This window comes from Pseudomonas sp. GL-B-12, assembly GCF_019955895.1.
In the GTDB taxonomy this organism is placed as follows: Bacteria; Pseudomonadota; Gammaproteobacteria; order Pseudomonadales; family Pseudomonadaceae; genus Aquipseudomonas.
The window spans coordinates 1-17,790 of record NZ_JAHBCX010000009.1; the positions used below are offsets into that span (position 1 = coordinate 1).

Sequence of the window (17,790 nt, forward strand, 5' to 3'; positions counted from 1 at the left end):
TTGAGTCCCCTGAAGGGCCGTCGAAGACTACGACGTTGATAGGTTGGGTGTGTAAGCGCTGTGAGGCGTTGAGCTAACCAATACTAATTGCCCGTGAGGCTTGACCATATAACACCCAAGCAATTTGATGCTCCTAGTTGAAGAAACGAAAGAGACCAGATTGCGGTGTGTGAAGACGAAAGAACCGAAAGTTCGGCTCTGCTCACAAAAGCAGCACAAAACACCGAAAGCTGTCACATACCCAATTTGCTGAAGCGAGGCCAACTGGTCACGACTCAGTACCCGAATTTCTTGACGACCATAGAGCGTTGGAACCACCTGATCCCATCCCGAACTCAGCAGTGAAACGATGCATCGCCGATGGTAGTGTGGGGTTTCCCCATGTGAGAGTAGGTCATCGTCAAGATTAAATTCCGAAACCCCAATTGCGAAAGCAGTTGGGGTTTTGTTTTTGTCCGCAGGAAAGTTCCTACACAGTTATTCAGGGTCTCCAGTGCGAAATATCCCCTGACATTGAAAGTAATCGCCCTGGAAATTCCTCCTTTAATCTGGTTTCGCAGACCACTGATCTGCAGTCACCGGCAATCACAAGGAGCGAGCAATGTATTTTGAGATTTACAGGCAAATCCGCGGCACCGTCCTGACTGGCAAGGGCCAATGGCGGTGGCGGCTGAGGGCGGGGAATCATGAAACGATTGCCAGCGGGGAGGCTTACGTCAACAAGGCCGATTGCGTGCATGCAATCAGTCTGATCAAAGGGACCTGCGAGCAGACCCCGATCAAGGAAGTCTAGGTAGAGAGCGGTGAAGCTGCTCGTACAGAGCAGCTTCGTTTCAATCCGCCTTACGGCTGGGTATGGCCCAGTTTTCTCTTGATCAGTTCGTAGACGTCCTTGTGGGTGGAGTTGTGCAGGGATTTGTCCTTGCAGGCCGAGGCGAGGAATGTCTTGACCTCTTCCCTGGCATGCGGGTACAGGTTGGCGACGTAGTCGGCTTCGTGTGCCTGGGTGCAGTTGAAATGTTTGTCGTCTTTGGCTTTGTCTCTGGCCATGGTGCCGCTCCTTGTGATTGCGCATGTTTTGGATGACGAGGGTGGTTTTTCACCTCGTGCGTCGCTGAGCTTAGGGACTCAAGGGCTGCCTGCCAGGGATTCCAGGTAAAAAGGAAGCGACTGTAGGACGAAGCGTGGTCCAGCATTTTGCTTAAACGTGAACGGCGTCAGCCTGTTGAACCTGAGTTGGATAGACGGCAGTCGCACCAGCTACCTAAACTGTCAGCAGATTTGGAGATCGGGGGCAGTGGATGAATCGCAACGAACTTCGCAAGGCGGATATCAACCTGATGGTGGTATTCGAAACACTGATGCTCGAGCGCAATGTCACTCGGGTGGCGGAGAAGCTGTTTCTCGGTCAGCCGACCATCAGCTCTGCGCTCAACCGCTTGCGTGCGATGTTCAATGATCCGTTGTTCATACGCGTTGGCCATCGCATGGAACCGACGGCGCGGGCAGAGGAGATCATCAAGCACCTGTCACCGGCACTGGACTCCTTGTCCGTGGCTTTGAGCCTGACCCATGATTTTGACCCGGCCAGCAGCACGATGTCGTTCCGCATCGGGTTGTCCGACGATGTCGAGTTCGGCCTGTTGCCGCCATTGCTGCGAGCTCTGCGCCAGGAAGCGCCTAACGTGGTGTTTGTGGTGCAGCATGTCGATTACTGGCGGATTCCCGACTTGCTGGCGTCCGGCGATATCACGGTGGGTATCAGCCAGACCCGTGGCTTGCCGGCCAATGCCAAGCGCAAGTTGCTGCGGCACATCCAGCCCAGCATTTTGCGCGCCGATGCCTCCGACACACCGCTGACCCTCGATGAATATTGCGCGCGACCGCACGTGCTGGTGTCCCATACCGCCAACGTCAGTGGCTACGCCGACGAGTGGCTGGCAGACATCGGCCGCACGCGCCAGGTGGTGCTCTCGGTACCGCAATACAGTTCTTTGCCGGCACTGCTCGCCGGGACGGACCTGATTGCCAGCCTGCCGGACTACACCGCCGAGGCGATGGCTGCATCGGGAATGCTGTTCAAGGAACCCTTTCCGATCCAGACACCTACTCTGGACCTGTCCATGGTCTGGCTCAGTCATGTCGATACCGACCCCGCCGAGCGCTGGTTACGCTCGCGGCTGGAAGCGTTCATGAGTGAGCGTGCCGTTTTGCCGCTGCCTGAATGAACAGGGCGGCGCTGTGTTATATGTACGACCCGTCCACCCACCTACAGGAACCCGCTCATGCCTCACCTGCACATGGAATACACCGCCAACCTGACCGATCTGAATGCCGATGTGGCATTGATGCGGTTGAACAATACATTGGTGGGTTCCGGTCAGTTTGCTGCCGAATTCGACATCAAGAGCCGCGCGGTCAAGGTCGACACGTTCAAGGTCGGTACGGCACTGGCCGAGCGGGCGTTCGTGCATGTGAAACTGGCGCTGTTGAGTGGTCGTTCCGCAGAGATCAAGAAACAGCTGTCTGAAAGCCTGCTGGCAGTGGTGCGGGACCTGTGTGAGTGGCCGAGCAGCCTCGAGGTCCAGTTGTGCGTGGAAATTCTCGACATCGATCGCGACTCCTACAGCAAGACCGCCATCAACAACTGAACATCAGGCTGACTCCTGCTCGACGCAGGCCTGGATCACTTGCGCTCGCAGCCAGGTGTTGGCGCTGTCCTGGTCGACACCCTGGTTCCACTGCATGTCGAGGGTGAAACCCGGCAAGCCTTCGGGCACTTCACAGTGTTTGAAGGTGTCTGCACTGGCCAGCAGTCGCTGGATGCGCCGGGGCAAGGTCAGGGCATAGTCGGTACCGGTAATCAGCTTCAGTGCTGCACTGTAGCTGTTGGCGCGTGCGACGATCTGGCGCTGTTGTGCCTGCTGCGCAAGCCAGCCGTCGACCATGTTGGTGGCGGACGTCCAGGGTGTCGGGAACACGTGTCGACGTTCGACATAGGTTTGCAGGCTCAAGCGTGGTTCCGCTGGTGTGGCGCGCTTGTCGAAAACACATACCAGATCGTCTTCGAGTAGCGTCTGCGATTTGAAATCGACGTGACTGCGATGGAAGTTCGGACCGAAGCACATCACCAGGTCGAGGCTGCCTTCGCGCAACGCTTCGGCTGGGATATCGGCCTCGAGTTTGAACACATTGACCATCACCGGAAGATCGGCGAGGTCAAAGGTTTTCAACAGGCGCGGCAGGATCAGTTGCTCGAAATATTCCGGGGCGCAGATGTTGAAGGTCACGGGTTGCAGGCCAGGGTCGAACGTGGGTAAGCCGGCGTGACACAGGTTGATGCTTTCGAGGATTTTCAGCACGTGAGGGTACATCGCGCTGGCCTTGCCGGTGGGCTGCATGCCGCCGGTACGGGTGTTGATGAACAGTTCGTCCTCGAAACTGGTGCGCAGTTTTTTCAGGCAGTAACTCACTGTGGACTGGCTGACGCAAAGCGTCTCGGATACGTCGGTGACGCTGTTCTGCTCATACACGGCGACGAACACCATGAGGTCCTGCATGTCGAGTTTTCTAAGCGAATTACTGTTCAGCATCCATTGCGTCTCGCTGCGTCCCTTGCGCTGACCGTGCGCAAGGGTGGGGGAATGATCCTAGCGGAATGGGCGAGCAGGGAGAATGCCTTGCAGGACGTTTCGCCCAAGACCGTGTCAGCCCTGGACCATCGCCGACACGGCGCGGCGGCTGGACATCAATAGCGCGAACATGCCGAGGCCCACCAGCACTGCGCCGGCCATTTCCTGCGGCAGCGGCATCTGGCGCCCCCAAAGCCAGTGAAACAAGGTGATAAACAGTGTGCTCAGGTAGATGTAGGAAATCACCGAGGACGGCGCGATCACGCCGATGGCCCGATGCAACAGCCAGAACGTCGCCAACGTTGCGAACACGGCCAGGTACATCAGCCAATAGAAATCGTTGAGCGTCAGTAATGATGCTGAGCGCCAACCGCCACTGAATCCACAGAACACCAGCAGAAACAGCGCACCAAACAGCATGTTCCAGAACGTCATAGGCACCGGCCCGCGCCCCTTCAGGCTATCGGCTTTCAGGCGTTGGCTGAGAGGGGCGTAGAGTGCCATCGCCAGGCAACCGATGCCGTACACCGCCAATGCATACGACGATGGCAACTCGCCGGGATCGGTGCCTTTCATGATCAGCAAGACTGCCCCGGCAGCGGCGAGCAGCATCGGCATAATCCGTTGTTTCAGGCGGCCGTCAGGTGTCAACACGGCTTCGAAACCCAGGGTCAGCAGCGGCACCAGCGTGAACATCGTCCCGGTGTTGACGGCCGAGGTGTAGCGCAATGCTTCGAACAGCGAGCCGAAGTACAGCGCCAGCAGCATGCCGAGCACAGCGTGGCCGAGCAGCCCACGGGAGGTCATGACGGCATCGCCTTTAAGCAGCAATAGCGGCAGAAACACCACGGCACAAAACAACAGGCGCAAACCGGTCAGCAGGATCGGGTCGATGGCCTGGCTGACTTGCGCCGCCGCGGAAAACGACGCAGCGATCAATAAGGCCCAAAGCAGCATGCTGGCGTGAGCGACGGCGAAACCGGTGGTTTTCATGGCAGGCTCCGGGTCAATGGATGTGGCGGGTGTAGTGCCTTGGGTTGAAGCGCAGGACCATCAACATCATCAGCGCCATGACCGCTGTCAGTGACCACCAGGCCCATTCAAAGCTGCCGAGCTGGTCGCGGATGATCCCCGCCAGCAGCGGTGAAAGGCCGGCGATCAAGTAGCCGATGCCTTGAACGAATGCGGTCAGGCCACCGGCGCGCAATGGATTGTCCAGGTGATCCAGCGATACGATCAGGCTCATCGGGAACAGGCCGCCAATGCCCAGCCCCAGCAGGCAGGGCCACATCAGGCTCAAATGCTGTGGGCTCAGAATCAGTCCGCAGAAACCGGCGATGATCAGTGTCAGCAATACCATCAGCACGACGCGGCGGTCGCGGCTGCGATTGGCGATGACGGGCGTCAGCAGGCCCGACAGCACTTCCATGGCGGTCAGAAATCCGAGCAGCAATCCGGCGTGTTGTTCGCTCCAGCCCTTTTCCACGTAGTACGGCGCCAGCCAGGCCAGGACACAGGTGTAGGACGCAGTGCCCAGGCCAAAGAAAATCGCGAGCAACCACGCGCGGGAATTGGCGAAGTACGAACCTCTACTGAATGTCCTCGAATCCAGTGTTGGCATCCCCGCGCTTTGGCTGCGCCAGAAAAGCAATGCCAGCACGGCGAGAACGGCCCAGATTGCCAGGCCCATACGCCAGCTGCCGGTACGCTCCATCACCAGCGGCGCAAAGGAAGCACCCATGGCGGCACCGCCCATGATCGACGTGACGTAGAGCCCCATGCACAGGGCAACGTGGTCGCTGAAGCGCGATTTGATCAGCGCTGGCATCAGGGCCTGGATCAGGGCGATCCCGATGCCTGCCAGCACCGCGCTGAGAAGCAACTCCGCGGCTGAATCAAGGAGCAACCGCGAAATCGTGGCCACGCCGATGATCAGCAATGAGAACACCACCGTGCGCTGCTCGCCGAATCGCTGGCTGACGCGCAGGCCGACAAACATCGCCAGTCCCATGGCCGTCACCGGCAACATTGTCAGCAGTGAAGCCTGGCTGAAGCTCAGCGCAATGTCGTCGCGAATCGCCGAGAGCAGAGGCCCGACAGCGGCCATGGAAGGTCGCAGGTTCAGGGCAACCAGGACAATGCTGAACATGAACCAGAGGGCAGGGCGGGAAGTGGCTCGGGTGTTTTCCATGATCGGACCTTGAACAATAGGGTTCCGATTAGGCGCACGAGGCCTGGAGGCGGCAAATCAGAAATTCCGGCGAAGTATTTAGAAATTAAATACAAGTCGCAGCCAAATGTTTAGCCAGACGATATCCAAGGTTCTTCAAATCCTGATTTAACGACTTAACCCATCGTGTGACGCTGCAGGCCATCTGTTTTCTGCGGTTCTCTCTATGGACGGTTGGCCAGTCGCAATCCACTTCAAGGCATCCATCGACGCTCGAGCGTCGAGCCTTCTTCGTCGATTCACGCCCGCCACCGCGCCAAACCTCTCTGCACTTCCTTCTGAACTGGCCTTCTGGGCGCTGTGGCATTGCCGCCATGCGCGCCCGCCGGATTCCTGCTTTTTCCGCTGATTGTTCCTACATATTCCGCTTGATGGCGGGATTAAAGTGCGGGTGCTTTTGCGTACCCGCCTGACACGGAAAAAGAGAGTTCCCATGAGTAGTGCCACGACCTCGTTTGCCTCCAAGCAAGAAGCCCTGACCTTTCTGGAGCAGAACCCGGATATTGAAATGTTCGAGCTGTTCATCCTCGACAACAACGGTGTGCCGCGGGGCAAGCTGCTGCATCGTGACGAGTTGCTGGCGGTGTATGAAAGCGGGCGACCATTGCCGAGCACCATCCTCGGCCTGACCATCAACGGTGATGACGTGGAGAACTCCGGGCTGGTCTGGGATGTCGGTGATATCGACTGTCGGGCCTACCCGATCAGCGGCAGCCTCACGCGTATGCCATGGCGTCTGATACCGACCGCAGCCGTGCAGGTCAGCATGCATCCGACGGAGGGAATGCCCGCCACCATTGCCGATCCTCGTCATTTGCTGGCGAAAGTCATCGAAGGCTTACAGGCTGACGGTTATTACCCGGTCATGGCGGCGGAATTGGAGTTCTATTTGCTGGATCAGCAACGCGACAGCAATGGCCGACCGCAACCGGCACGGGATGTCGATGGCGGGCGGCCGCACGGCACCCAGGTCTATGGTTTGCGCGAGCTTGAACAGATCGAGCCGTTCCTGGCCGATCTCTATAGCGCCTGCAAGCTCCAGGGGATTCCGGCGCGCACGGCCATTTCCGAATACGCGCCGGGGCAAGTGGAAATCACCCTCGAACACCGCTCCGACGCGCTACAGGCGATGGATGAAGCGGTGCGCTACAAGCGTCTGGTCAAGGGGGTGGCGCACAAGCACGGCATGACAGCCTGTTTCATGGCCAAGCCATTCGATGACCTGGCCGGCACCGGGATGCACATGCACGTGAGCCTGGCGGACAAGGATGGCAACAACCTTTTCGCCAGCGAAGCCCCGGATGGGACGCCACTGCTCAAGCAGGCGGTCGCAGGCATGCTCAGTACCTTGCTCGATTCGCTGTTGCTGTTTTGCCCCAACGCCAACTCCTACCGTCGATTCCAGGCCAACAGCTATGCGCCACTGGCGGCCACCTGGGGCGTGGACAATCGCACCGTGAGTTTGCGCGTACCGGGCGGGCCGGCATATTCCCGGCACATCGAGCATCGAATCTGTGGCGCAGATGCCAATCCTTATCTGGCGGCTGCGGCGATTCTGGCCGGTATTCATCGCGGTATCCGCGAACAACTCGACCCTGGTACGCCGGTGGAAGGCAATGGCTACGCCCAAGCTGCGAGACTGTTGCCGACAGACTGGCTGACCACATTGCGATCGCTGGAAGGTTCGAGTTGGGCCAAAGAAGCGTTCGGCGGGGAATTCCTCGGCGTCTACCTGGCGGTGAAACGCGCCGAATATCGTCAATTCATGGGGGAGGTCGGTGAGCAGGACTGGCGCTGGTATTTGCATCAGGCTTGAGTCGAAGCTGCACCGGAGCTGAACCATTCTCAAATAGTCTGGAAGTATCAGGTTGGTTTTATAAGCTAACTAATCGTTGGCTTCTTTTTCACAAAAAATTGATGGTTGGCTATCTAAAATTAGAGCTGTCTCGGTAAATGAAATTTTCACATTTGCCGAAGACACTTTTTTCAGGACCCGCCGAATCTCATGCTTAAGATTAAAGCCGTGCGCCCCGAATGGGTGACACTGATTGCCAGCGCATTTTTGTTAGTTGGCTTCAATTTTGTACTCTGGCAGCACCTGTTCGAAATCACCGCGTCCGATGGCAAAGGCATCGTCATGCGCGTGGCCTTCGGGGCGATGATCTTCGCGGCGTTCAACATTGTGCTGACCCTGCTGGCGTTCCGGCCGGTGCTCAAGCCGGTCCTGACCCTGCTGTTCATGATCAGTGCGGGCGTGGCGTATTTCATGAGCCAGTATGGTGTTCTGATCGACACCGGCATGTTGCGTAATTTCGCTGAGACCAATGCTACGGAAGTGCGCGACTTACTGTCGCCTAAGTTGTTTGTATTTATTGTGCTGCTCGGCGTTTTACCGTCTTGGCTGTTGTGGAAGACACCGGTTTATTATCGTCGCTGGCACCGTGAGCTACTCAGTAAAGTTCTGGTGACTTTTGCCTCGGCAGCGGTCATTGGTGGTGTTGCACTGGTTAACTATCAAGGCCTGTCTTCGCTGTTTCGCAATCACCACGAGTTGCGCCTGATGGTGGTACCAAGCAACTACATTGGTGCCTCGGCTGGTTTCTTGCGCGAGAAAGTAGCAACTGCACGGCAACCCTTTGTCAAAATCGGTGAAGATGCCCAGCGCAATCCGGTCTGGCAAACACACGGGCGTAAATCCCTGACGGTTCTTGTCGTGGGTGAAAGTGCCCGGGCGGAGAACTTCGGCATCCTTGGCTATAGCCGTGACACCACGCCGAAACTGAGTAAGGAAGACGGCCTGATCGCCTTCACCGATGTGCATTCCTGCGGTACTGAAACCGCCGTGTCGGTGCCTTGCATGTTCTCCAATATGGGGCGCAAGGACTACAACGCCAGCAAGGCAAAGAACGAAGAAGGCCTGCTGGATGTGCTCAAGCATGCGGGTATCGACGTGATCTGGCGTGACAACCAGTCAGGCTGTAAAGGTACATGCGATCGCGTCACCATTCAGGACGTCAGCAATCTGAAGGACCCGGCGCTGTGCGCCAATAGCGAATGCCGCGACGAAATCCTGCTGCAAGGACTGCAACATTTCATCGATACCCTGGACAAGGACACGGTATTGGTATTGCACCAGATGGGCAGCCACGGTCCGGAGTACTTCAAGCGTTATCCGAAAGAGTTCGAACGCTTCACCCCGGTTTGCGAGAGTAATGCCCTGAACAATTGCAGTCGCGAAAGTATCGTCAACGGCTACGACAACACCTTGGTATATACCGACCATGTGCTGTCGACATTGATCGATCTGTTGCGCAGTAATCAGGAAAAAGTGGATACCGCGATGCTGTATCTGTCGGACCACGGCGAGTCCCTGGGTGAATACAACTTGTTCCTCCACGGCACGCCATACATGCTGGCACCGGAGCAGCAAAAGCATGTAGCCATGTTTGCCTGGTTCTCCAACAGCTATAAAAAGTCGTTTGCGGTAGATACCCACTGCCTGCAACAGAGTCGTGAAAAACCCCTGAGCCAGGACAACCTGTTCCATTCGATGCTTGGGCTGCTGGAGGTCAACAGCAAGGTCTACAACCAGGACCTGGACATGTTTGCCGGATGTCGTGGTCCAGTGGCCAACGGCGTGTTGGCCAAAGATTGAGTGCTTCGATTTTGTTTCACGCGGCGGCCGCCGACCTGCGGCCTGTAGAACTTTTATCAAGAGCCATTGCACATGTCCGCTCAGCCCCCATCCGCCATCGAGCTTGAGATCGCCCGGCGCTACGACCGGGAGCACGCGCGCGTCTGCCTTCAGCCGCAAGCGCCGGGTCTGGTCGGGCGTCTGGCGCTCTGGCGTGAGGAGCGGCTGGTGCGCAAGGCACTCAAGGTCGCCGGCGAGCCGGGGCTGATCCTCGACGTGGCCTGCGGTGTGGGGCGTTTCTGGTCGGTGCTGGCCGAACATGCCAATCGGGTGATTCTCGCGACGGATCCGTCCCAAGACATCCTCGATCATTCCCGTACACATCACCCGCAGAGTTTGTTGAAGCGGGTCAAAACCTTTCAAAGCTCTGCGTTCTCGATTGGCTTGTCGGAGAACGCGGTTGACTGCATTTTTTGCATGCAACTGTTTCAGCACCTCACCAACCCGGAACATCGTCTGGCGATGCTTGGCGAGTTTTACCGGGTCAGTCGCGATACGGTGATTGTCGCGGTGCGCCTCGACGGTCTTTTCAAGGCCGCGCGCTCGGGTGTGGAAGGGCCGTTACCGAGCAAGACCGAGGTGGAAAGCGAATTCAGGCAGGCGGGTTTCCGTTTGCTCAGCCATCAGGACTTTTTCCCCGGTTGTGCGCGGATGCGGGTCTATGTGCTGGGTAAGACCAGCTAGCCCGACTTTGTAGGACTATTCTGTATGTCACGCAGTAATTTTCGCTAACGCTCTTGTTCAGTGGATGCGCGGAAATCGCCGGGGGCGATATATACTGCGCGCCATTCTTCAAGGGAGAGCCGTGTGGCCATCGATATTCACTGGATTCGCGACAACGATAGCCTCGGACGGTTGTGCGCCGAGTGGCAACAGTTGCCATTCGTTGCCCTCGACACCGAATTCATGCGGGTCGACACCTTCTACCCAATCGCCGGCCTGCTGCAGATCGGTGATGGCGTTCGCGCCTATCTGATCGACCCGCTGACCATCGACAACTGGCAGCCATTGGCCGCGTTGCTGGAAAACCCGGCGGTGCTCAAAGTTGTCCACGCGTGCAGCGAAGACCTCGAAGTCCTGCTACGCCTGACCGGCAGCCTGCCGGCGCCACTGTTCGATACGCAATTGGCTGCCGCTTACCTGAACCTCGGTTTTTCCATGGGTTATTCGCGGCTGGTGCAGGAAGTGCTCGGCATCGACCTGCCCAAGGGTGAAACCCGTTCCGACTGGCTGCAACGTCCGCTTTCCGAAACCCAGATCAGCTATGCCGCCGAAGATGCCGTGCATTTGGCTGAGGTCTTCGTAAAGCTGCGTCCAAAGCTGTCTGACGACAAATACGTCTGGGTCCTGGAAGACGGCGCCGAACTGGTGGCCAACCTGCGCCGCGAGATCGACCCGTACGAGGTCTATCGCGATGCCAAGCTGGCCTGGAAGCTGTCCCGCGCTCAACTCGCCGTTTTGCGTGAGCTCTGCGCCTGGCGTGAAAAGGAAGCCCGGGTCCGCGACCTGCCGCGCAACCGGATTATCCGCGAGCATTCGTTGTGGCCGCTGGCGCGTACGCAACCGGATAACCTCGGCGCCCTGGCGAAAATCGAAGACATGCACCCGCGTACCGTGCGTCAGGACGGCCAGTTTCTGCTTGATCTGATCAAGCGCTCTGGCAGTGTGTCGCCAGATCAATGGCCGCTAGCCGTGCCGGAGCCGTTGCCGGTGGACGCTGCCGTTCTACTCAAGCAGATGAAAGCCATCGGCCAGGCCGAAGCCGAGCGCCTGAACATCGCGCCGGAACTGATGCTGCGCAAGAAAACCCTGGAAGCGCTGCTCAAGAGCGGCTTCCCCAATGGTCCCTACCAATTGCCTGATTCGCTGCGTGGCTGGCGCCGCGAATTGATGGGCCAGGCGCTGCTCGACAGCCTGGCCACCGCCGGAGAACAGCCTTGAAACGTATTTGTTCCATCTACCGCAGCTCGAAGAGAAACGAAATGTACCTGTATGTGCTCAAGAGCGATGCTCTGGAACGCGTGCCGGATCCCCTGATGGCAGCCTTCGGCAAGGCCATCCACGCGTTCGACCTGGTGCTGAGCCCCGAGCGCAAACTGTCGCGCGAGGACATCACAGTCGTGCTGGAAAACCTCGAAAAACAGGGTTATCACCTGCAAATGCCACCTGCCGAAGACGAGTACATCGAGCACTTGCCGGAAGAACTGTTGCGTCGCAACGATCCGATGTGAGCGGCAGACAGGCTCTGTTCAGAGTGGTTATGAAACACTGATTGATTTTAGCGATGGCAGCATCGACGGAGCACTGCTCCGTCGGCGGCCGTCTGCACCGTTTTTGAAAGGTTTGAAGCATGCGCGTCCTGATTGCTGAACACGACCATCCCGTGTACGCCCAACTGTTGCGCGAGGCGGCACCGGAACTGGAGGTGCTGACCAGTGGTGATTCCGCCGAACTGGCCAGCCAGGCCGCCGATTGTCCGGTGTGGCTCGGCCAGCCTGATTTGCTGGCGACCCTGTTACGCCAGGGCCATCAACCGCAATGGCTTCAATCGACCTGGGCCGGTATTACGCCGCTGCTGGCCGATGGCTTGCCGCGGCACTATCGGCTGACCCGTGCGGTCGGAATCTTCGGCCAGGTCATGGCCGAGTACGTGCTCACGTACATGCTCGGTCACGAACGTGAAGTGCTGGCGCGACTGGTCAGCCAGGTCGAGCGCAAATGGGACAGCCGCCATGGCCAGAGCCTGGCGGGGCGTAAGGTGCTGATCGTCGGCACAGGTGATATCGGCCAAAGTGTCGCGCAGTTCCTCGTGCCGTTCGGCGTCGAGTTGTATGGCGTTGCCAGCAGTGCGCGGGAACAGGCGCCGTTTATCGAAGTCGGTTCACTGGCGGATTTGCCGCGGCTGGTCGGTGAAGTCGATTACGTGGTCAATCTGCTGCCGAACACGCCGGAAACCCACGATATCTACGACGCGGCGCTGTTCAAGCATTTCAAGCCGACCGGGTTGTTCATCAACGCCGGGCGCGGTGTGGCGGTGGTCGATGCGGATCTGGTGGAAGCCTTGAAAGAAGGGCATCTGGCGGGCGCGGTGATCGACGTGTGCCGTCAGGAACCCTTGCCCCAGCGTCATCCGTTCTGGACGGCCTGGGGCCTGCTGCTGACCGGCCACAGCTCGGCACCGACTTCGCCTTCGATGATGGTGAAGCTGTTTGTCGAGAACCTGCGGGCGTATCAGGTGGGAGAAGCGTTGCGTGGGGAAGTGGATTTCGATCGCGGGTATTGATACCGCCCCAATCAAAAATGTGGCTTAGAGGGTGAAATCACCTTCAGCCGCCAACTCGCTCAATGGACGACGCGGGCTCGGTTCTTCTCGGGCTTGCAGGTAATCCGCCAGGCTTGCCTTGTCCCCCAGCTTGCCCACCGCGACGGCGGCGTGCAGGGCGTAGCCTTCAGGAATGTTCAGCTCCTTGCGGGTCAGCTCCTGGTCGAAGCCGGCCATGCCGTGGGTGTGCCAGCCGCTCAGGCTCGCTTGCAAGGCCAGGTGACCCCAGGCGGAACCTGTGTCGAAGGTGTGCCACAGGGCCGGGGTTTCTTCGGTGGCGCCAGGCACGGCGAAGGTGGTTTTCGAAATCACGATCACCAGGGCCGACGCATGTTGCGCCCAGCTGCGGTTGAATTCGTTCAGCAGGCCCAGGTAACGCTCCCAGTTCGGCGTGTCGCGACGTGCGTAAAGGAAGCGCCAGGGTTGCGAGTTGTAGGCCGAGGGTGCCCAGCGGGCGGCTTCGAAGAAGCTCAGCAGGGTTTCCTCTGGAATCGTTTCGCCAGTGAAGGCGCGGGGCGACCAGCGATCGGTGAACTGAGGGTGAATGGCGTAATCGGCAACGCGTGGGTTGGCACTCATCAAGAGATTCCTTGCTACGTTTGAAAGTGGGAGCGACGCAAAACCCTACTTGGCAGCGCAAAAACTGACAAGCCCGTTCTACCGACAGTCGCCAATGCTTGGCCCAAGGAGCTTCGGGCACTAGACTGGCGGCCTTTTCACCACCTGATGTCGATGCTCGAACCATGGCCGCCAAAGTAGAACCGTTCTGGATACGCAAAACCCTCGATCAACTCGATCAGGAGGAATGGGAGTCGCTGTGCGACGGCTGTGGATTGTGCTGCCTGCAAAAGCTTGAAGACGAAGACGACAACAGCGTCTATTACACGCGCATCGCCTGCAAGTTGCTGGATCTGAAAACCTGCCAGTGCAAGGACTATCCCAACCGTCGTGACTCCGTGCCGGACTGTATCCAGCTCACGCCGGGCAAGGCCGACGAATTCAAATGGCTGCCACCGACTTGCGGCTATCGCCTGGTCAGCGAAGGCAAGGACCTGCCGTTGTGGCATCACCTGGTGTGCGGTGATCGCGATGCCGTTCATCACGAGCGGATTTCCCAGTCCGGGCGCATGCTCGCCGAAGGCAGCGTGCCGGAAGATGACTGGGAAGATCACCTGATTTTCCGCGCAGGCTGATGGCCTGAGGTTCAGCATTTCACGAAGGAGTGTGTATGGCTGTGGGATGGCGGCAGGCGTGGATCGTTGGATTACTGGCCGTGAATTCGCCCGTATGGGCTGCGAACAAGGTCAATCTGGATTACCACGTGCGCCTGCTGCCGCAGAGCGATCAGGCCGAAGTACGCCTGACGCTCGCCCAGGGCTCGGCGGTACGCAGCCTGGATTTCGACCTCGGCGACGGCAGCCACTACAGCGATTTCAAGGCTGATGGCCAATGGCAACTAACCCCCGGCAAAGCGGCGCGCGGTGTCTGGCGTCCGGCTGCCGACAAGGCCAGCCTGACCTACCGGGTGAACATCAGTCACGGGCGCAAAAGCGGCAGCTTCGACGCGCGCATGACGCCAAACTGGGCGTTGATGCGCGGCGACGATCTGGTGCCGTCTGCCAGACTCGATCAGCAGGACGGCATCGAGCTGATTGCACGCCTCGAATTCGAGCTGCCCGGTGGCTGGAAAAGCGTTGAAACCGCGTGGCCACGAATCGGCCCGAATAAATTCCGTATCGATAATCCTTCCCGACTGTTCGACCGGCCCACGGGCTGGATGCTCGCTGGCCAGCTCGGCAGCCGCCGCACTCGTCTGGGCGAGACCGAAGTCACCGTAGCCTCGCCGCTGGGGCAGGGCATGCGCCGTATGGATGTGCTGACGCTGCTGACCTTCGTCTGGCCGCAAGTGCAGGCGCTGTATCCGCGACACCCGGGCAAACTGCTGATCGTCGGGGCCAATGACCCAATGTGGCGTGGCAGCCGGTCGGCGCACGAGTCGATCTACCTCAACAGTCGCCTGCCGTTGGTCAGCGAAAGCGGCACCAGTGCCCTGGTCCGCGAGTTGGCCCAGATGTTCGGGCGGATCAACGGCAAGCAGCGCAGTGACTGGATCAGCGAAGGCTTTGCCGAGTATTACGCCATCGAACTGGTGCGTCGGGCGGGCGGCATGAGCGATGAGCGCTACGAGAACCTGCACGGCAAACTGGTCAGGAACAGCCAGAAAGTCACCACGCTGCGCGGTGAGCAGGTCAGCCCGGCGCAGGTGGCCAGGGCGGTGGTGTTGCTACAGGAACTGGATCGCGAGATTCGCCTGAAAACCCACAACAAGCGTTCGCTGGACGACGTGTTGCGCGGGGCGATGCGGCTGGGGGATATCGATACCCAGGCGTTTGTTCAGCTCAGCGAGAGCGTGATCGGAGGTTCTTCAAAAGTGCTCAGTACCGAGTTGATTCAGTAATACCGCCATTCGCGAGCAAGCCCGCTCCCACAATTGATCTGTGCCAGACACTAAACCAATGTGGGAGCGGGCTTGCTCGCGAAGAGGCCAGTGGCTTCAGCGCAAATCCCGATTCAAACCCCGGCTTTCGGCGACTTCAAGGAATCATTGCCGGTAACGGTGGCGGTTTTGGTCGCCGCCTCGGCATTGGCCTTCATCTGACTCAGCTCCTCACCCGCCCGCTGGATTTTCGCCCGCACGTTGTTCATGTCCTGACGGCCTTTCTCCAGCAGGCTTTTCGCCGAGCTGTGGCCGGTAATACCACGGGCCAGGGCCACGCCGCCGATGGCCACCTGGACCAGGCCAAAGATGCCGCCACGCCGCAGCCCCTTGCCCACCATCACCACGCCGCCGGCCAGGGAGCCAATACGTTCCCATCCCTGCACGTTCTGCTCGGACGGGCTCTGGAACGGGGTGGATTCGATACGCTCGACGCGTTTGAGTTCGCTCATGGTCTGTCTCTCCAGGCTTCGGTGATCGATAGTCAAGCTGACAGCCTGGGCGGGCAGCTTGTTCAATCGGATGTGCGGCGATTCAGCGGAATTTTGGCCCGGAGCGGGTATTGAGCCCCTTGGACATGCGATCGTAGAGCACGACGTTGACCGTGGCGGCCAGGTTCATGCAACCGGTGGTCGGAATGTAGACCACGTCTTCGCACCAGTCGCGAATCTCTTTATCCAGCGATCCGTCTTCCGGGCCGAAGATGTAGAGCGCGCGATCCGGGTGGGTGTATTCCGGCAGCGGGCGAGCGCCCTCGACCAGTTCCACGGCGACGGGCACACAATTGAGGGGCAGGATTTTCTTCAGGTCGTCGATGCCGATCAGCGGGATGTCGTAGTGCACGCGCTTGGTATCGGTGACGAAGTCGGCGGCGCGCTCATAGCGCTTGCCGGTGTAGAACACCGACGCCACGCCGTAACAGCCAGCGGCGCGCATCACCGAACCGACGTTCTCCGGTGATTTGGGGTTATACAAACCAATGCAGCTGTACCGTTTGTCTGCCACGAGCGGGGTGCCTTTCGGGAAAAAAGCGCGATTATACGGGGATTGGGGCGGGGGTGTTCGGTTTGAGATTGGTGGTGTCTGAGCGATTGCTATCGCGGGCAAGCCCGCTCCCACAGAGGTCTCTGTCGTACACAAATTTTGTGTACACCCGAGAACCTGTGGGAGCGGGCTTGGTCCGGGCGGCGATCCGACGAAGAGGCCGGTTCAGGCACTGAAGATTATTAATCTTCTTTTTTCATCAACCCCGCCAATGCGGCAAACGGGTTGTGCGTGGCCTTGGCGATTTTCGGCGTGCTCAGCGAGCCTTCGTCGAAATACTGCTGGTCGGTATAACGCGAGTGCTCGTTATCGTGGCAGTACAGGCACAACAGCTCCCAGTTCGAGCCGTCCTGCGGGTTGTTGTCGTGGTTGTGGTCGCGGTGGTGCACGGTCAGTTCGCTCAGGCGCTTGCCGGAGAACTCACGGGCGCAGCGGCCACAGACGTGCGGGTACATCTTCAGGGCCTTGTCGCGGTAGCCCATTTCCTTGTCGCGCTGGTTGTCGGCGAGGATGCGATCCAGTTTCGAAGTGTTGGTTGGGGTGGACGAACTCATGGGTTCACCTTTGTAAAATGACTAATGACGGTATTAAGCGAAGTTTAGCTCAGCCCTTGAGCTTCTCGGCAATCCAGATGGTGTGGCGGGTGCCCTTGTTGCCGTGGGCGAAGACCTGCACTTCCTCGGCCTTGAAACCAGCCTTCTTCAGTTTGTCGGAAAACTGCCGGTCAGCGCTGGCCGACCACACGGCCAGCACACCTTTTGGTCTCAGGGCCTTGGCGCAGGCGCTCAGGCCGCCGGCAGAGTACAGCCAGCTATTGGCTTTCTGGGTCAGGCCTTCGGGGCCGTTGTCGACGTCGAGCATGATCGCATCGAAACCCTGGGGTTCGGCTTGCAGGACTTTGGCCACGTCTTCCATGCGAATCACGGTCCGCGGGTCTTGAAGCGGGTTTCCGGCTTTCTCGCCGAGTGGCCCGCGATTCCATTCCACAACGCCAGGCACTAATTCAGCAACCACCACTTCGGCGGTCTTGCCCAGGTGCTTGAGCGCCGAAGCGAGGGTGAAGCCCATGCCCAGGCCGCCGATGAGTACCCGCGAATTCGGCCGACCGGCGACCTTGCGACACGGGATCTCGGCCAGGGCATCTTCGGAACCGTGCATGCGCGTGTTCATCAATTGTCCGCCATCGCCACCCTGGATCTTGATGACGAAATCCTCGCCGTATTCGAACAGGCACAGGGCACCGCCGTTTTCAGGAATGGGGGTGGTGTCCAGCAGAACGAAACGTTTCATGGGGCTCACTTGAAGAAAATTGGCAGAACTCGGGAGGGCAAACAGACGCAGTTGGGAGTAGCCTGTTTATGACGACAAGGC

20 protein-coding genes and 2 rRNA genes are annotated in these 17,790 nt (G+C 58.9%); 13 read left to right on the forward strand and 9 right to left on the reverse strand.

Going from position 1 to position 17,790, the window contains the following annotated elements; all coding sequences use genetic code 11:
* From KGA85_RS05100 to KGA85_RS05110, 3 genes are all read left to right on the forward strand, one after another.
* Positions 1 to 108: ribosomal RNA gene (locus KGA85_RS05100) — 23S ribosomal RNA — on the forward strand; the annotation flags it as partial.
* A 182-nt stretch (positions 109 to 290) separates the two neighbouring features.
* Positions 291 to 406: ribosomal RNA gene (gene rrf, locus KGA85_RS05105) — 5S ribosomal RNA — on the forward strand.
* A gap of 195 nt (positions 407 to 601) precedes the next feature.
* Entirely contained in the window at positions 602 to 793 is a 192-nt protein-coding gene (locus KGA85_RS05110) for a YegP family protein (RefSeq protein WP_223456404.1), read from the forward strand.
* Between the two features lie 50 nt (positions 794 to 843).
* Here KGA85_RS05110 and KGA85_RS05115 read toward each other — a convergent pair whose 3' ends face one another.
* The gene (locus tag KGA85_RS05115) at positions 844 to 1,050 is read right to left on the reverse strand and encodes a hypothetical protein (RefSeq protein WP_223448965.1); all 207 of its coding nucleotides are present in this window, start codon (positions 1,048 to 1,050) and stop codon (positions 844 to 846) included.
* A gap of 251 nt (positions 1,051 to 1,301) precedes the next feature.
* On the opposite strand from KGA85_RS05115, the gene KGA85_RS05120 reads away from it, so the two are divergent.
* Both KGA85_RS05120 and KGA85_RS05125 read left to right on the forward strand, forming a co-directional pair.
* Positions 1,302 to 2,228 carry a LysR substrate-binding domain-containing protein gene (locus KGA85_RS05120; protein WP_223456403.1) on the forward strand — a complete coding sequence of 309 codons (927 nt, stop codon included), beginning with the start codon at positions 1,302 to 1,304 and terminating at the stop codon, positions 2,226 to 2,228.
* A 57-nt stretch (positions 2,229 to 2,285) separates the two neighbouring features.
* Positions 2,286 to 2,651: a 5-carboxymethyl-2-hydroxymuconate Delta-isomerase gene (locus KGA85_RS05125; RefSeq protein ID WP_223536060.1), complete on the forward strand. Its 366-nt coding sequence runs from the start codon at positions 2,286 to 2,288 to the stop codon at positions 2,649 to 2,651.
* Between the two features lie 3 nt (positions 2,652 to 2,654).
* Here KGA85_RS05125 and KGA85_RS05130 read toward each other — a convergent pair whose 3' ends face one another.
* The 3 genes from KGA85_RS05130 to KGA85_RS05140 form a co-directional block, all read right to left on the reverse strand.
* A complete protein-coding gene (locus KGA85_RS05130) occupies positions 2,655 to 3,593 on the reverse strand; it encodes a LysR family transcriptional regulator (RefSeq protein WP_223536057.1) in 939 nt (312 codons plus the stop codon).
* A gap of 114 nt (positions 3,594 to 3,707) precedes the next feature.
* Positions 3,708 to 4,625: a DMT family transporter gene (locus tag KGA85_RS05135; RefSeq protein ID WP_223456400.1), complete on the reverse strand. Its 918-nt coding sequence runs from the start codon at positions 4,623 to 4,625 to the stop codon at positions 3,708 to 3,710.
* Positions 4,626 to 4,638: 13 nt separating this feature from the next.
* Positions 4,639 to 5,823, reverse strand: a complete 1,185-nt coding sequence (locus KGA85_RS05140; protein ID WP_223456399.1) for a cyanate transporter — start codon at positions 5,821 to 5,823, stop codon at positions 4,639 to 4,641.
* Positions 5,824 to 6,295: 472 nt separating this feature from the next.
* Between KGA85_RS05140 and KGA85_RS05145 the strand changes: the two genes are divergently transcribed.
* The 6 genes from KGA85_RS05145 to KGA85_RS05170 all read left to right on the forward strand — a co-directional run bounded on the left by KGA85_RS05145 (position 6,296) and on the right by KGA85_RS05170 (position 12,839).
* Positions 6,296 to 7,678: a glutamine synthetase family protein gene (locus KGA85_RS05145; protein ID WP_223456398.1), complete on the forward strand. Its 1,383-nt coding sequence runs from the start codon at positions 6,296 to 6,298 to the stop codon at positions 7,676 to 7,678.
* 189 nt (positions 7,679 to 7,867) lie between these two features.
* The gene (locus KGA85_RS05150; RefSeq protein WP_223456397.1) at positions 7,868 to 9,517 is read left to right on the forward strand and encodes a phosphoethanolamine transferase; all 1,650 of its coding nucleotides are present in this window, start codon (positions 7,868 to 7,870) and stop codon (positions 9,515 to 9,517) included.
* 72 nt (positions 9,518 to 9,589) lie between these two features.
* Positions 9,590 to 10,240 (forward strand): class I SAM-dependent methyltransferase, encoded by a 651-nt coding sequence (locus KGA85_RS05155; protein ID WP_223456396.1) that lies wholly within the window; start codon positions 9,590 to 9,592, stop codon positions 10,238 to 10,240.
* Positions 10,241 to 10,363: 123 nt separating this feature from the next.
* Positions 10,364 to 11,497 carry a ribonuclease D gene (rnd, locus tag KGA85_RS05160; protein WP_223456395.1) on the forward strand — a complete coding sequence of 378 codons (1,134 nt, stop codon included), beginning with the start codon at positions 10,364 to 10,366 and terminating at the stop codon, positions 11,495 to 11,497.
* On the forward strand, positions 11,494 to 11,787 hold the full coding sequence (locus KGA85_RS05165; protein ID WP_046043850.1) for a YcgL domain-containing protein: 294 nt from the start codon (positions 11,494 to 11,496) through the stop codon (positions 11,785 to 11,787). Before rnd ends, KGA85_RS05165 begins: the two co-directional genes overlap by 4 nt.
* A 119-nt stretch (positions 11,788 to 11,906) precedes the next feature.
* The gene (locus KGA85_RS05170) at positions 11,907 to 12,839 is read left to right on the forward strand and encodes a D-2-hydroxyacid dehydrogenase (protein ID WP_223456394.1); all 933 of its coding nucleotides are present in this window, start codon (positions 11,907 to 11,909) and stop codon (positions 12,837 to 12,839) included.
* Positions 12,840 to 12,863: 24 nt separating this feature from the next.
* On the opposite strand, the gene KGA85_RS05175 is transcribed toward KGA85_RS05170, so the two are convergent.
* Positions 12,864 to 13,457 carry a nitroreductase family protein gene (locus tag KGA85_RS05175; protein WP_007984791.1) on the reverse strand — a complete coding sequence of 198 codons (594 nt, stop codon included), beginning with the start codon at positions 13,455 to 13,457 and terminating at the stop codon, positions 12,864 to 12,866.
* A 164-nt stretch (positions 13,458 to 13,621) separates the two neighbouring features.
* On the opposite strand from KGA85_RS05175, the gene KGA85_RS05180 reads away from it, so the two are divergent.
* Both KGA85_RS05180 and KGA85_RS05185 read left to right on the forward strand, forming a co-directional pair.
* On the forward strand, positions 13,622 to 14,071 hold the full coding sequence (locus tag KGA85_RS05180) for a YcgN family cysteine cluster protein (protein ID WP_095945369.1): 450 nt from the start codon (positions 13,622 to 13,624) through the stop codon (positions 14,069 to 14,071).
* Positions 14,072 to 14,106: 35 nt separating this feature from the next.
* Positions 14,107 to 15,336, forward strand: coding sequence for a hypothetical protein (locus KGA85_RS05185; protein WP_223456393.1), 1,230 nt, complete (start codon positions 14,107 to 14,109; stop codon positions 15,334 to 15,336).
* A 113-nt stretch (positions 15,337 to 15,449) separates the two neighbouring features.
* Here KGA85_RS05185 and KGA85_RS05190 read toward each other — a convergent pair whose 3' ends face one another.
* The 4 genes from KGA85_RS05190 to KGA85_RS05205 all read right to left on the reverse strand — a co-directional run bounded on the left by KGA85_RS05190 (position 15,450) and on the right by KGA85_RS05205 (position 17,709).
* The gene (locus tag KGA85_RS05190) at positions 15,450 to 15,827 is read right to left on the reverse strand and encodes a DUF2892 domain-containing protein (RefSeq protein ID WP_223456392.1); all 378 of its coding nucleotides are present in this window, start codon (positions 15,825 to 15,827) and stop codon (positions 15,450 to 15,452) included.
* An 82-nt stretch (positions 15,828 to 15,909) separates the two neighbouring features.
* Positions 15,910 to 16,380: an RNA methyltransferase gene (locus KGA85_RS05195; RefSeq protein WP_007993783.1), complete on the reverse strand. Its 471-nt coding sequence runs from the start codon at positions 16,378 to 16,380 to the stop codon at positions 15,910 to 15,912.
* A gap of 221 nt (positions 16,381 to 16,601) precedes the next feature.
* Positions 16,602 to 16,973, reverse strand: a complete 372-nt coding sequence (locus tag KGA85_RS05200) for a YajD family HNH nuclease (RefSeq protein ID WP_007898702.1) — start codon at positions 16,971 to 16,973, stop codon at positions 16,602 to 16,604.
* Positions 16,974 to 17,022: 49 nt separating this feature from the next.
* Positions 17,023 to 17,709, reverse strand: coding sequence for a spermidine synthase (locus tag KGA85_RS05205; RefSeq protein ID WP_046043858.1), 687 nt, complete (start codon positions 17,707 to 17,709; stop codon positions 17,023 to 17,025).
* Between the last annotated feature and the right edge of the window lie 81 nt (positions 17,710 to 17,790).